The sequence below is a fragment of the Streptomyces sp. NPDC088725 genome, from assembly GCF_044751305.1.
GTDB lineage: Bacteria > Actinomycetota > Actinomycetes > Streptomycetales > Streptomycetaceae > Streptomyces.
On the sequence record NZ_JBIVLO010000006.1, the window covers coordinates 1 to 13,929 of the forward strand.

The window sequence follows — 13,929 nt, forward strand, 5'->3', positions numbered from 1 at the left end:
CGCCCGGTTACATTCCGAACCCGGAAGCTAAGCCTTTCAGCGCCGATGGTACTGCAGGGGGGACCCTGTGGGAGAGTAGGTCGCCGCCGAACAATCTTTCAAGGACCCTTGGTCCAGCGTTCATGCTGGACCAAGGGTCCTTTTTGTTTTTCCGCTTTTCGTCAGGTGTTCCACCGTATTACTGAAGCGCGTCCGAAGGCCGGGTGCGCGAGAATGACTGCGTACCCGCAGACAGGAGCCGTACCGATGTCCCCCAACTCTTCCGACGACCGACCTGAGCGCGAGCAGCGTCGCAGGGACAGTGGTGACCGGGGCGGCTACCGCGGCGGGCGCGATGACCGGCCCAGCACGGCCCGTCGCGATGACGACCGTGGGGGCCGCCCCACCAGCAGCAGTGGCGCCGGCGGCTACGGCCGCCGTGACGACCGTCCCAGCGGTGGTCGTCCCAGCTCCGGTGGTGGCGGTTACCAGCGTCGTGACGACCGGGGTGGCAGCGGCCGTCCCAGCAGTGGCGGTGGCTACCAGCGTCGTGACGACCGTCCCAGCAGTGGCCCGCGTCGTGAGGACGACCGGGGGAGCTTCCGCCGTGACGACGACCGCGGTGGTCGTCCCAGCTCCGGTGGTGGCGGTTACCAGCGTCGTGACGACCGGGGCGGCAGCGGCCGTCCCAGCAGTGGCAGTGGTTTCGCCCGTCGCGACGACCGGCCGAGCACGCCCCGTCGCGACGACGACCGTGGCGGCTTCCGCCGTGACGACCGTCCCAGTGGCGGTCGGCCGAGCACCGGTGGTGGCGGTTACCAGCGTCGTGACGACCGGGGTGGCAGCGGCCGTCCCAGCAGCGGTGGCGGTTACCAGCGTCGCGATGACCGTCCCAGCGGCGGCCCGCGTCGTGAGGACGACCGTGGCGGTTTCCGCCGTGACGACGACCGCGGTGGCCGTCCCAGCAGCGGCGGTGGCTACCAGCGCCGTGACGACCGTCCCAGCGGCGGCCCGCGTCGTGAGGACGACCGTGGCGGTTTCCGCCGTGACGACGACCGCGGTGGCCGTCCCAGCAGCGGCGGCGGTTACCAGCGCCGCGACGACCGGCCGAGCACGCCCCGTCGCGACGACGACCGTGGCGGCTTCCGCCGTGACGACCGTCCCAGCGGCGGCCCGCGTCGTGACGACAATCGCGGCGCCCGTCCGGCCGGTGGCCGTCCCACCGGTGGTGGCGGTTACCAGCGTCGTGACGACGACCGTGGCGGCCGTCCCGGCGGCGGTGGCGGCTACGGTCGTCGTGACGACCGCGGCGGCGACCGCGGTGGGTACCGCGGGCGCGACGACAACCGCGGTGGTGGCGGCTACGCGCGCCGTGACGAGCGGGAGCGCGACCGCGAGCCCATCAAGCGGCTGCCGATTCCGGACGAGGTCACCGGCTTCGAGATCGACAAGAGCGTGCGGCAGGAGCTGATGAGCCTGCCCAAGACGCTCGCCGACGACGTCGCCAGGAACCTCGTCATGGTCGCCCAGCTGATCGATGACGATCCCGAGCGGGCATACGCGTACTCGCGTATCGCGCTCCGGCTCGCCTCCAGGGTCGCCGCCGTACGTGAGGCCGCCGGCTTCGCCGCGTACGCGACCCAGAAGTACGCCGAGGCGCTGGCCGAGTTCAGGGCAGCCAAGCGGATGACCGGCAACGTCGACCTGTGGCCCGTGATGGCGGACTGCGAGCGTGGTCTCGGCCGCCCCGAGCGCGCGATGGCGATGGCCGGTGAGCCCGAGGTGCAGAAGCTCGACAAGGCGGGTCAGGTCGAGATGCGGCTCGTCGCGGCCGGTGCGCGCAGGGACATGGGGCAGATCGACGCCGCCATCGTGACGTTGCAGGGCCCCGAGCTGGCAGGGCACGCCATCCACCCGTGGACGTCCCGGCTGCGTTACGCGTACGCCGACGCGCTCCTGTCGGCGGGGCGTGAGGACGAAGCGCGCGAGTGGTTCGCCAAGACCATCGAGGCGGACAAGGACGGGGCGACCGACGCGTCGGACCGGCTCGCCGAGCTGGAGGGAGTCGAGTTCCTGGACGCCCTGGTCGAGGACCCCGACACGGCTCCCGAGACCGACACCGACGACGACACGGTGAGTGCGGACGAGACGCCGGACACCGCGGCCGACGAGTCCGCCGTCGACATCGACGACGAGATCATCGATGAAGACGACATCGACGACGATGAAGACGACGACGAGCCCGAAGCGCACCACAAGGACTGACCGCGTCTGGAAGAGGGCGGCACCCCGACCGGGGTGCCGCCCTCTTCCGTATGTCCGGCCCGGATGCCGGTCCGTCTCCCGGGTCAGTCGAGAGCCAGGCTCCGCAGCACCAGGCCCGTCGCCGGCTTCGGCCCGAAGGACGTGGACTTGCGCGGCATCGTGACGCCCTGGCGGGCCAGCTCCCGTACGACTTCCTCGCGTACCGGGTGCAGCAGTACGGCCGTACTCCCGTGCCGTTCCGCCTGGTTGACGGCCGCCTCGGTGTCGTGGATGTACGTGATGTGCTCCGGGGCGTCCGGGATCCGCCAGATGTGATCGAGTAGCGTGGCGTGCAGGACGGTCGCGTCGAGGGACCGCCAGGCCGCCGGCCGGTCGGCTCTGACCGTACGGGTCAGGAGCGCTTCGTCCGGACGGTCGACCAGATGGAAGCGGCCGTCCCCGGCCAGCAGGAACGCGTTGCCCGTCGTCGCGGCGGCGGCGAGGGTGTCGAGCGCCCGGCTCAGAGGTCCTTCGAGCGTGCGGACGCGGAAAGAACCCGCCAGGGCCGTGAGGGCCCGTTCGACGGGCATCCCGTGCAACAGCCGGTGGATGGCGCGGACATGGAGCGGATAGCGGGCCGTGTCGACCAGCAGGACGAGACCGTAGCCCCACGGGCCTTCGGGGGAGTGCTCGGCGCGCAGCCGCAGGTACGTCGCCCAGCGGTGGTGGCCGTCGGCGATCAGGGCCTGGTGGCGCGCCAGATCCCTGGTGACCGCGGCGAGTTCGGCCGGATCGGTGACGGACCAGAGACGGTGGCTGAGACCGTCCTCCGTCGTGGTGGCGAGGAGCGGGGAGCGCTCGGCGACGCGGTCGATGACGGCGGCCGTACCGCTCGCGCCCGCCGTGTCCCGTTCGCCACGGTACGTCAGGAGCAGCGGTTCCAGATTGGCCGCCGTCGCGCGCATCAGCGCCGCGCGGTCCTCCACGATGTCCGGCATGACGTCCTCGTGCGGGAGCACGATGCCGTCGGCGGGGGCGGAGAGGGCCAGAGCCCCGATTACACCGCGCTGCACCAGGTCGCCGCCGCGCTGTTCGTAGACGTACAGCGCGGGTTCACGGTCGGGGGCGAGGACGCCCTCGGACAGCCAGCGGTTCAGCGTCCGTGCCGCCTGCCGGTGCCTGTCCCCGGGTGTCGCGGCCTGCGGGAGGATCAGCCGGACGATGTTGTACGGGTCGGCGGACTCCAGGTGGTGCAGTCCGTCGGGCCTGACGACGACGTCGTACGGCGGTGACGTCACGGCGGACAGGCTGCTGACCAGCCCGGGAACGTAACGCAGCCCGCGGAAGGGAATCAGCCGCAGTCCGTCGCCGCTCTCCGCGCCCTCGCTCCCGTCTCCGTATCCGCCTCCGTTCCTGCCCTCACGACCCGTTGTGTTCATTTGTGCATCGTATGTGCGGTGCGGTGATAAGCGATGATCGGGGGAGGAAGTCCCGAGCGAGGAGCGGAAGTCAGATGAGTGAGCAGAGCAGGACCATGCCCGGCGGCAGTGCGACCGCGCTGAACGAGGCGTACGACACGGCTCTGCTCGATCTCGACGGGGTCGTGTACGCGGGTGGCGAGGCGATCGAGCACGCGGTGGACGCGCTCGGTACGGCCAGGGACAGCGGCATGCGGCTCGCCTACGTCACCAACAACGCGCTGCGCACACCGGACGCGGTGGCGGACCATCTGACGGAGCTGGGCGTGCCCGCCGAGCCCTCCGACGTGATCACCTCGGCGCAGGCCGTGGCGCGGCTGATCGCCGATCAGGTCCCTGCGGGAGCGAGGGTGCTGGTCATCGGCGGCGAGGGGCTCCGGGCCGCGCTGCGCGAGCGGGGGCTCGAACCGGTCGACTCGGCCGACGACGACCCGGCCGCCGTGGCCCAGGGGTACGGCGGGCCCGACATGGCGTGGAACCGGTTCGCCGAGGCCGGTTACGCGGTCAGGCGGGGCGTGCCGTGGTTCGCGTCCAACACCGACCTGACGATCCCGAGCGGGCGCGGTATCGCGCCGGGCAACGGAGCCGCGGTGGAGGTCGTACGGATCGCGTCGGGCGGCGCGGAGCCGCAGGTCGCGGGCAAGCCGCTGCCGCCGATGCACCGGGAGACGGTCCTGCGGACCGGCGCCGAGCGGCCGTTGGTCGTCGGGGACCGCCTGGACACCGACATCGAGGGGGCGTTCAACGGAGACGTGGATTCGCTGCTCGTGCTGACCGGGGTGACGGACGCGGCGCATCTCCTCGCCGCGGAGCCCAGGCACCGGCCGACCTACGTGGACGCGGACCTGCGCGGGCTGCTGACCGGGCAGCCCGAAGTGACCGGCGCGGATGGCGGCTTCGGCTGCGGTGGCTGGACCGCTTCCGTACAGGGGGACGCGCTGGCGCTCGACGGCGGTGGTGAGGCGCTGGACGGGCTGCGTGCGCTGTGCGCGGCGGCGTGGACGCACGCGGGCGAGGGCTCCTGTGCGCTGGACGCGGAGAAGGCACTGGCGAAGCTCGGTCTCTAGGCCGTCCCGGCCGCCGTTCCGGGGGGCCTCTCCGATGCCAGCTAGGCAGGGTAGGCTAACCTAACCTGGTGTTGGTCGACAGTCCCCCCGAACAGAGCGCGGATACGGCATCCCCCGCGACACCCCGCAGGCGCGGCACACTGCGCGCCGCGGGGCTGCTGGTCTCCGTCGCCGTCCTGCTGCTCGTCTGCGTCGCGAGCATCGCGGCCGGCGCCAAGTCCGTTCCGCCGGCCGAGGTGTGGCACGGTCTCTTCCATTCCACGGGGACCGGCAACGATGTGGTCGTCGCCGAGGTCCGGCTGCCGAGAACCGTGCTCGGCCTGCTGGTCGGGGCGGCTCTCGGGCTCGCCGGCGCCGTGATGCAGGCGCTGACCCGCAACCCGCTGGCGGAGCCCGGGCTGCTGGGCGTCAACGCGGGGGCGGCGGCCGCCGTCGTCTCCGCCATCAGCTTTCTGGGCGTCACCTCGATCACCGGATACGTGTGGTTCGCCTTCTTCGGCGCCGCGGTCGTCTCCGTGCTCGTGTACGCGCTGGGCGGCAGCCGCGCCGCCACCCCCGTACGGCTCGCGCTCGTGGGCACCGCGGCCACCGCCGTGCTCTACGGCTATGTCAACGCCGTACAGCTGCTGGACTCGGCCGCGCTGGACCGGCTCCGCTTCTGGACCGTCGGCTCGCTCGCCTCGGCCGACATGGCGACAGCCGGCAAGGTGTGGCCGTTCATTGCCGCCGGGGTGGTGATCGCGCTGCTGATCGCCCGGCCGCTGAACGCCATGGAGATGGGCGACGACACCGCCCGCGCGCTGGGCGCGCGGCTGACCCGTACCCGTCTCCTCGCCATGGTCAGCGTCACGCTGCTGTGCGGAGCCGCGACCGCCGCGTGCGGTCCCATCGTCTTCATCGGGCTGATGGTGCCGCATCTCGTACAGACCATCACCGGGCCCGACCTGCGCTGGATCCTGCCGTACGCGGCTGTCCTGTCGCCCGTGCTGCTGCTGGGCGCCGATGTGGCAGGGCGGATCGTCGCCAGGCCCTCCGAGCTGCAGGCCGGCATCGTGACAGCGCTGATCGGCGGGCCCGTCTTCATCCACCTGGTACGCCGCAAGAGGACGGCCCAGCTGTGACCGCCACCGCGCCTCCCGCCCGCCGCACCACGGGGACGGTCCGTACGCGGGGAGGGTTCTCCGTACGGGTCGACCGGCGTGCCGCCCTCGTTGTCCTGCTGCTCGCCGGGTCCGCGCTCGCGGCCGGGATCGTGCTCATCGGCAGCGGCGACTATCCGATGCCGCCCGCAGATGTCGTCGCGACCCTCTCCGGGAACGGCACCCCGGCCCAGGAGTTCATCGTCCAGGACGTGCGGCTGCCGCGGATCCTGGTGGGGCTGCTCGTCGGAGTTTCTCTCGGGATCGGCGGGGCGGTCTTCCAGTCGGTCACCCGCAATCCGCTCGGCAGCCCTGATGTGATCGGCTTCGGGCAAGGAGCGACCGCCGGTGCGCTGATGGTGATCGCTCTCTTTCATGGCGGGACCGCCGCCGTGGCGGGCGGCGCGGTCGTCGGCGCTCTGGTGACCGGCGCGGGGATCTATCTGCTCGCCCGGAAGCGCGGCGTGCACGGCTACCGGCTGGTCCTCGTCGGCATCGGCGTGGCCGCCGTACTCACCGCCGCCAACCACTATCTCGTGACCAAGGCCAGTCTGATCGACGCGACCAGGGCCGTCCTGTGGATGACCGGCTCGCTCGACGGACGCGGCTGGAGCGAGCTGTGGCCGCTGCTGGCGGTCTGCGCCGTACTGATCCCGCTGACGCTGGGCCACGGACGGCCGCTGCGCATGCTGGAGATGGGCGACGACGCGGCGTACGCGCTGGGCGTGCCGGTCGAGCGGACCAGGATCGTCCTGCTCGGCGCGGCCGTGCTGCTCGTCGCCGCGGCCACCGCGGCCGCCGGGCCCATCTCGTTCGTCGCGCTCGGCGCGCCCCGGCTCGCCCGCGCGCTGACCCGTTCGACGGGACCGCAGCCGGGAGCCTCCGCCGTGATGGGCGCCGTGCTGCTGCTCGTCGCCGACTGGACCGCGACCAATGCCTTCGGCGACCGGCAGCTGCCCGTCGGCGTGGTGACCGGGGTGCTCGGCGGCGGCTATCTGCTCTGGCTCCTGGGGACCGAACGCAAGGCGGGACGCGTGTGAACCACAGGGCGGGACGCGTATGAACCAGGTGAATCCGGCGAACCCGGCCGGCCGGGTGGACATGAGGAGCCCGTGGACGTGAAAAGCCCGGTGGACGTGAAGGCCCCGGTGGACATGAGGAGAACGACCATGCAGCGCCTCACCGCGGAATCGGTGACCCTCGGATACGACCAGCGGATCATCACCCGCGATCTGTCGGTGGAGATCCCCGACCACTCCTTCACCGTGATCGTCGGCCCGAACGCCTGCGGCAAGTCGACGTTGCTGCGCGCGCTCTCCCGCATGCTCAGGCCCGCGCGGGGAAGCGTGCTGCTGGACGGCGCTCCCATCCACTCGATGCCCGCGAAGAAGGTGGCGAGGACACTCGGCCTGCTGCCGCAGTCGTCCATCGCGCCCGACGGCATCACCGTCGCCGACCTGGTGGCGCGCGGCCGTTATCCGCACCAGGGTCTGCTCCACCAGTGGTCACGGGAGGACGAGCGTGTGGTCGAGGAGTCGATGGCGTCGACCGGCGTCGGTGAACTCGCCGACCGTTATGTCGACGAACTGTCCGGCGGCCAGCGCCAGCGCGTCTGGATCGCCATGGCCCTCGCCCAGCAGACACCGCTGCTGCTGCTCGACGAACCCACCACGTTCCTCGACATCCAGCACCAGATCGACGTGCTCGACCTCTGCGCCGACCTGCATGAGACCCAGGGCCGCACGCTCGTCGCCGTCCTGCACGACCTCAACCACGCGGCGCGCTACGCCACGCACCTCATTGCGATGCGCGAGGGGCGGATCGTGGCCGAGGGGCCGCCCGCCGAGGTCGTCACGGCCGCGCTGGTGGAGCGGGTGTTCGGGCTCCGCTGCCGGGTCATCGAGGACCCCGAGACGGGGACGCCGCTGGTGGTGCCGGCGGGACGCCGGTCGCGCCAGGCCGTAACCCGCCAGGCCGTCGCGCTGCCGTCCGCGGCGTCCGTCCCCTCAGAGAAGTGACCTCAGCCGCATCAGATCGAGGAAGCCCGCCTCCAGCTTGACCCGGCCCGCGCCCCAGGCCCTGGCGAAATTCAGCTCGCCGTCGACCAGCGCGACCAGGTCGTCACCGGCCATCGCCAGCCGGATCTGCGCCTTTTCCCGGGGCGGTCCCGCCGAGGTGTCCAGCACCGTGATCCGGCCGTTGTTCAGCCTGCCGGTGAAGGTGGTGTCGAGGTCCGTTATGTGGCAGCTGAGAGAGCGGTCGAACCCGGCCGCGCCGCGCGCCTCGCCGTCCGCCTGTGCCAGATTGTCCGAAAGTTTGTCGAGTGCGCTGCGGCACTCCTCCATGGTCGCCATCGCGGACGACGGTACCGCAGCGCTTCGGGGTAGCGTCTGGCGCATGAGCGACTCGATCGCGGGCGCCCCCGCGGGACCCCCGGCGCAGCCCCCCGCGTACGACCCGGCGGAGCCCGCCCCGCTGGGCGTGGAACGCGCCCCGACCGGTGACACGGGCGTGGACCGGCTGCTGACACGTCTCGCCGACGCCGACCACCTCGGCGCCGACGGTCACGCCGAGGTGTACGAGGATGTACACCGGGGGCTGCGCGACGCGCTGACCGCGCTCGACGCACGCCCCGGACCGCAGGGACCGCCTGCGGCACCGGCGCCCCGGCCCGCCCCGGGGCACTCGCCCGCGCACGACCACAGGAGCTGAACCGAACGTGGCAGGACTGGCACGCCGCCGACTCGACGCCGAGCTGGTACGCCGTAACCTCGCACGCTCACGCGAGCATGCGAGCCAGCTGATCGCCGCGGGCCGGGTGAAGGTCGGCGGCGCCACGGCGACCAAACCCGCCACCCAGGTGGAGACCAGCGCCGCCGTGGTCGTCGCGAAGGACGACGGCGATCCCGAGTACGTCTCGCGCGGAGGGCACAAACTCGCGGGCGCGCTCACGGCCTTCGAACCGCTCGGGCTGACGGTCCGCGGCAGGCGCGCACTCGACGCGGGAGCCTCCACCGGCGGCTTCACGGACGTCCTGCTGCGCGCCGGAGTCGACCACGTGGTCGCGGTGGACGTCGGCTACGGGCAGCTCGCCTGGTCGCTCCAGAGCGACGACAGGGTCACCGTCAAGGACCGTACGAACGTACGCGAGTTGACGCTCGAACTGATCGACAGCACCCCCGTGGACGTGATCGTCGGCGACCTGTCCTTCATCCCGCTCGGACTGGTACTGCCCGCGCTGGTGCGCTGCGCGGCCCCCGACGCCGACCTCGTCCTCATGGTCAAACCGCAGTTCGAGGTCGGCAAGGAACGGCTCGGCAGCGGAGGCGTCGTACGCAGTCCCGAACTGCGCGCGGAGGCCGTACGGAACGTGGCGGGACGGGCGGCGGCGCTCGGCCTGGGCGTACGGGGCGTCACGGCCAGCCCGCTGCCTGGACCCTCGGGGAACGTCGAGTACTTTCTGTGGCTCCGCGCCGGAGCGCCCGCACTCGATCCGGCGGATGTCGACCGTGCAGTGGCGGAGGGACCCCGTTGACCACGAACACAGACCGCACCGTATTCCTGCTGGCCCACACCGGCAGACCCGCCGCGATCCGCAGCGCGGAACTGGTCGTGAACGGGCTGGTACGCAGCGGGATCGGCGTGCGCGTCCTGGCGGCGGAGGCGGTGGACCTGCCGCTGCCGCCCTCCGTGGAGACGGTCACCGAGGCCACCCCCGACGTGCTCGACGGCTGTGAGCTGCTGATCGTGCTCGGCGGCGACGGCACGCTGCTGCGCGGCGCCGCGTTCGCCCGCGCCTCCGGGGTCCCGATGCTCGGCGTCAACCTGGGACGGGTCGGCTTCCTCGCCGAGGCGGAGCGCGACGATCTGGAGAAGGTCGTCGACCGGGTCGTGGGCCGCTCCTACGAGGTCGAGGAGCGGATGACCATCGATGTCGTCGTACGCGGCAACGGCACCGTCGTCCACACGGACTGGGCCCTCAACGAGGCCGCCGTGCAGAAGGTGTCGCCCGAGCGGATGCTGGAGGTGGTGCTGGAGATCGACGGCCGTCCCGTCACCGGCTTCGGCTGCGACGGCATCGTCTGCGCCACCCCCACCGGGTCCACGGCGTACGCCTTCTCGGCCGGCGGACCGGTCGTGTGGCCGGAGGTCGAGGCGCTGTTGATGGTGCCGATCAGCGCCCACGCGCTGTTCGCGAAGCCGCTGGTGACCGCGCCGACCTCGGTGCTCGCGGTGGAGGTGCAGCCGGACACCCCCAACGGGGTGCTGTGGTGCGACGGACGCAGGACCGTCGAACTGCCGTCGGGCGCGCGGGTGGAGGTACGGCGAGGCGCTGTACCCGTTCGGCTTGCGCGGCTGCACCACGCGTCCTTCACCGATCGGCTGGTGGCCAAGTTCGCGCTGCCGGTGGCCGGCTGGCGCGGAGCGCCGCACTGAAACCCTCCTGAGACGAGAAACGCGCAGGTCAGGGCCTTGAAGGCCTGCGCGCGAACCCCGTTCGGCGCGCGTTCTCCGAGCGCTCCGCGCGTCCCGGAAGGCCGCCGGCGGGTGCCCCGCGGCCGTCCGCTCGCGGGCGGCCGGGGTGGGGGCCGTCGCACGGGACCGTTCAGACCTCGTATGGTCATGACCGTGTTGGAGGAGATGCGTATACGGTCGCTCGGGGTCATCGACGACGCGGTGGTCGAACTGTCACCGGGGTTCACCGCCGTGACCGGTGAGACCGGCGCGGGCAAGACCATGGTCGTCACCAGCCTGGGGCTGCTGCTCGGCGGACGAGCCGACCCCGCGCTGGTGCGGATCGGTGCCAAGGCAGCTGTCGTGGAAGGACGGATCACCATGGCCGCCGGTTCTCCGGCGGCGGTACGGGCCGAGGAGGCCGGGGCCGAGCTGGACGACGGCGCGCTGCTCGTCAGCAGAACGGTCTCCGCCGAGGGGCGCTCACGTGCCCACCTCGGCGGGCGTTCCGTGCCCGTGGGCGTGCTGACCGAGCTGGCGGACGACCTCGTCGCCGTCCACGGCCAGACGGACCAGCAGGGCCTGCTGCGCCCTTCGCGGCAGCGGCAGGCTCTCGACCGGTACGCGGGCGACGCCGTCACCGCGCCGCACGCCGCTTACCTGGCCGCCTACCGCAGGCTGCGGGCGGTGGTCACGGAGCTGGACGAGCTGACGACCCGCGCCCGCGAGCGCGCCCAGGAGGCCGACCTGCTGCGCTTCGGCCTGGACGAGATCGCGGCCGTGGAGCCCCTGGAGGGGGAGGACACCGAACTCGCCGCGGAGGCCGAGCGCCTGGGCCACGCGGAGGCGCTGGCGTCCGCCGCGTCGGTCGCGCACGCCGCGCTGGCGGGCAACCCCGAGGACCCGGAGGGCGTCGACGCGACGACGCTCGTAGGAGGGGCGGGGCGGGCCCTGGACGCCGTACGCTCCCACGACCCCGCGCTCGCCGGGCTCGCCGAGCGGATGGGGGAGATCGCCATCCTGCTCGCGGACGTCGCGGGTGAGCTGGCCGGATACGCCGACAATCTGGACGCCGACCCGCTGCGGCTGGCCGCCGTGGAGGAACGGCGCGCCGCCCTCACCACCCTGACCCGTAAGTACGGCCAGGACATCGCGGGCGTGCTCGCCTGGGCGCAGGAGAGCGCCGCCCGGTTCACCGAGCTGGAGGGCGACGACGAGCGGATCGGCGAGCTGACCGCGGAGCGCGACGCCCTGCGGTCGGAGCTCTCCGTCCTCGCGCAGGCGCTGACCGACGTCAGGACAGAGGCGGCGGCGCGGTTCGCGGAGGCGGTCACGGCCGAGATGGCTTCGCTGGCCATGCCGCACGCCCGCGTCTCGTTCGACATCCGGCAGACCGAGGCGGCGGACGAGACGTCCGGCATCGAGGTCGGCGGCCGGGCCGTGCTGTACGGCACGCACGGCGTGGACGAGGTCGAACTGCTGCTGGCTCCGCATCCCGGCGCTCCGCCGAGGCCGATCGCCAAGGGTGCGTCGGGCGGTGAGCTGTCGCGGGTGATGCTCGCGGTGGAAGTGGTCTTCGCGGGCTCGGACCCCGTGCCGACGTATCTCTTCGACGAGGTGGACGCGGGCGTCGGCGGCAAGGCGGCGGTCGAGGTCGGCCGGCGGCTCGCGAAGCTCGCGAAGTCCGCGCAGGTGGTGGTGGTCACGCACCTCCCTCAGGTCGCGGCCTTCGCCGACCGCCAGCTGCTGGTCGAGAAGACGAATGACGGCTCGGTGACCCGGTCCGGGGTGAAGGTCCTGGAGGGCGAGGAGCGGGTACGGGAGCTGTCGCGGATGCTCGCGGGCCAGGAGGACTCGGAAACGGCCCGGGCCCACGCGGAAGAACTGCTGGCCACGGCCCGGGCGGACGCGTAACGCTCTCGGCGGCAGCGGGGCGTGGGCCGAGCGGGGCGCAGGGCAGCGGGGTGCGGGGTGGGCGTCGGGCCCCGGCCCGGCGGGTCCGGCTGTCGCGTCGGCTCAGCTGCCGCCGAGGCCCTACGCCGTGCGGTGACGGAGTCGCCCGGCGCCCCGCGCGGCCGGCCCTGAGCGCGCGGCTGCCGGTGGTGCGTGAGCCCGGTCGTCCGTGAGCCGCGGCTGCTCCTCAGGCCCGTTTTCCCAGGTCTCCTGCCCGCCTGTCGGTCCGGGACCGCCAGCCGGTCGCTCCCGGACCGCCGCCGTCGGTTCCGTGATCGCCGCCCGGCGGGAGAGCTGTGCGCTCATTGGGCGTGATCGCAGGGACGGCGTACGGTGAACCGGTACGGTCGTTCCGCGCTGTCACCCGGCTGAGTGAATCCCGCGAGCGCAGTTGAAACGCCGGACACATGAACGACCCCTCGGCGGTGCCGGAACGTGCGTACGGGCTGGCATCCTGGAGCGAGTCCCCGATCCCGATTCAGGAGCCTTGGCCACGTGACCCAACTGCGTACGGTCCAGGTGCTCGGCGGCGGCAGCGGGGGCAGCGGCGCGCATGTGCGGTCGCTGACGGCGGGGCTGGTGGCCCGGGGAGTGCGCGTAACGGTGTGCTCTCCCAAGGAGCTTGACCGCGCCTTCGATTTCCGGAGCTCCGGCGCCCGGCACGTCCCCGTACCGCGCCGTGGTGATCCCGCGGCCGTGGCCGCGCTGCGCGCCGCGTGCGCGGGTGCGGACGTGGTGCACGCGCACGGAGTGCACGCCGCGGTACGGGCCGCGTTCGCGCTCGGCGGGCTGCGCGTACCGCTGGTCGTCACCTGGCACTCGCGGGTGCACACGGAAGGCGTACGGGCCCAGCTGATGCGGCTGATGGAGCGAAAAGCCGTCAGAGCGGCGGCCGTTGTGCTCGCCACCTCCTCAGAACTGGTCGACCGTGCCCGTACCGGAGGCGCGCGCGATGCCCGCCTCTCGCCGCTCACGGTGCCCGCGGCCCGTGTGCCGGCCGGCGGGCCCGACAGCAAGGTGCGCGCCGAAATCGGCGCGATCGCAAGACCGTTGCTGATAGCGGTGGGCAGTCTTGAGGGACATCACGGGTACGACACCCTCCTGGACGCGACCCGTGCCTGGCGCGGTCTCGACCCCACGCCGCTGCTGGCGATCGCTGGCGAGGGCCGCGAGCGCGGCAGGCTGCAACGCCGCATCGACAACGCCGAGTTGCCCGTCCGCCTGATCGGCGGACGTGACGACACCGCCGAACTCCTCGCCTCCGCCGACCTCGCCGTCCTGCCGAGCCGCTGGGAGGCGCGTTCGGCCCTCGCGCAGGAGGCGCTGCGGCTCGGGGTGCCGCTGGTCGCCACGGCTGTCGGCGGGGTGCCCGAACTGGTCGGCGACGCGGCCGAATTGGTCCCGTACGGCAACGCCGCGGCGCTTTCGGAAGCGGTCCTGCGGGTGCTGGGCGACCCGGGACGCAGGCAGGAGATGTCCGAGGCGGGTCGCGAACAAGCGGCGACCTGGCCGACGGAGGAGGAAACGATCACGCAAGTGCTCAGCGTGTACGACGAGTTGGCCCAACGGGCGGGTTAACCGGAACGGATCCGAGCCACCCGGCGCCCCGCGAAC

The 13,929-nt window shown here is 72.5% G+C and carries 12 protein-coding genes, 1 rRNA gene and 1 pseudogene; 12 read left to right on the forward strand and 2 right to left on the reverse strand.

Annotated features, from left to right (window positions below):
• From rrf to ACIP6N_RS16375, 3 genes and pseudogenes are all read left to right on the forward strand, one after another.
• Positions 1–92: ribosomal RNA gene (rrf, locus tag ACIP6N_RS16365) — 5S ribosomal RNA — on the forward strand; the annotation flags it as partial.
• Between the two features lie 154 nt (positions 93–246).
• A pseudogene (locus tag ACIP6N_RS16370) lies at positions 247–1,287 on the forward strand (hypothetical protein); the annotation flags it as partial.
• A 102-nt stretch (positions 1,288–1,389) separates the two neighbouring features.
• A complete protein-coding gene (locus tag ACIP6N_RS16375) occupies positions 1,390–2,244 on the forward strand; it encodes a tetratricopeptide repeat protein (RefSeq protein ID WP_401816859.1) in 855 nt (284 codons plus the stop codon).
• A gap of 83 nt (positions 2,245–2,327) precedes the next feature.
• On the opposite strand, the gene ACIP6N_RS16380 is transcribed toward ACIP6N_RS16375, so the two are convergent.
• Positions 2,328–3,662 carry a DUF1015 domain-containing protein gene (locus ACIP6N_RS16380; protein WP_401816252.1) on the reverse strand — a complete coding sequence of 445 codons (1,335 nt, stop codon included), beginning with the start codon at positions 3,660–3,662 and terminating at the stop codon, positions 2,328–2,330.
• A 74-nt stretch (positions 3,663–3,736) separates the two neighbouring features.
• Between ACIP6N_RS16380 and ACIP6N_RS16385 the strand changes: the two genes are divergently transcribed.
• From ACIP6N_RS16385 to ACIP6N_RS16400, 4 genes are all read left to right on the forward strand, one after another.
• A complete protein-coding gene (locus ACIP6N_RS16385) occupies positions 3,737–4,768 on the forward strand; it encodes an HAD-IIA family hydrolase (RefSeq protein WP_401816254.1) in 1,032 nt (343 codons plus the stop codon).
• A gap of 68 nt (positions 4,769–4,836) precedes the next feature.
• Complete coding sequence (locus ACIP6N_RS16390) at positions 4,837–5,889, forward strand: FecCD family ABC transporter permease (protein WP_401816256.1); 1,053 nt, start codon at positions 4,837–4,839, stop codon at positions 5,887–5,889.
• Positions 5,886–6,947, forward strand: coding sequence for a FecCD family ABC transporter permease (locus tag ACIP6N_RS16395; protein ID WP_401816258.1), 1,062 nt, complete (start codon positions 5,886–5,888; stop codon positions 6,945–6,947). Before ACIP6N_RS16390 ends, ACIP6N_RS16395 begins: the two co-directional genes overlap by 4 nt.
• Positions 6,948–7,076: 129 nt before the next feature.
• Complete coding sequence (locus ACIP6N_RS16400; RefSeq protein ID WP_401816261.1) at positions 7,077–7,925, forward strand: ABC transporter ATP-binding protein; 849 nt, start codon at positions 7,077–7,079, stop codon at positions 7,923–7,925.
• Here ACIP6N_RS16400 and ACIP6N_RS16405 read toward each other — a convergent pair.
• Positions 7,914–8,261, reverse strand: a complete 348-nt coding sequence (locus ACIP6N_RS16405) for an SCP2 sterol-binding domain-containing protein (protein WP_401816263.1) — start codon at positions 8,259–8,261, stop codon at positions 7,914–7,916. The genes ACIP6N_RS16400 and ACIP6N_RS16405 overlap by 12 nt on opposite strands.
• Before the next feature lie 43 nt (positions 8,262–8,304).
• Here ACIP6N_RS16405 and ACIP6N_RS16410 point away from each other — a divergent pair, with 43 nt between their 5' ends.
• The 5 genes from ACIP6N_RS16410 to ACIP6N_RS16430 all read left to right on the forward strand — a co-directional run bounded on the left by ACIP6N_RS16410 (position 8,305) and on the right by ACIP6N_RS16430 (position 13,893).
• Positions 8,305–8,619 carry a hypothetical protein gene (locus ACIP6N_RS16410; RefSeq protein WP_401816265.1) on the forward strand — a complete coding sequence of 105 codons (315 nt, stop codon included), beginning with the start codon at positions 8,305–8,307 and terminating at the stop codon, positions 8,617–8,619.
• A 7-nt stretch (positions 8,620–8,626) separates the two neighbouring features.
• Positions 8,627–9,442, forward strand: a complete 816-nt coding sequence (locus ACIP6N_RS16415; protein ID WP_401816266.1) for a TlyA family RNA methyltransferase — start codon at positions 8,627–8,629, stop codon at positions 9,440–9,442.
• Positions 9,439–10,344 carry an NAD kinase gene (locus ACIP6N_RS16420; RefSeq protein ID WP_401816268.1) on the forward strand — a complete coding sequence of 302 codons (906 nt, stop codon included), beginning with the start codon at positions 9,439–9,441 and terminating at the stop codon, positions 10,342–10,344. Before ACIP6N_RS16415 ends, ACIP6N_RS16420 begins: the two co-directional genes overlap by 4 nt.
• 186 nt (positions 10,345–10,530) lie before the next feature.
• The gene (recN, locus tag ACIP6N_RS16425) at positions 10,531–12,276 is read left to right on the forward strand and encodes a DNA repair protein RecN (RefSeq protein WP_401816271.1); all 1,746 of its coding nucleotides are present in this window, start codon (positions 10,531–10,533) and stop codon (positions 12,274–12,276) included.
• 534 nt (positions 12,277–12,810) lie between these two features.
• Positions 12,811–13,893 (forward strand): glycosyltransferase family 4 protein, encoded by a 1,083-nt coding sequence (locus ACIP6N_RS16430; protein ID WP_401816272.1) that lies wholly within the window; start codon positions 12,811–12,813, stop codon positions 13,891–13,893.
• Positions 13,894–13,929: the final 36 nt, after the last annotated feature.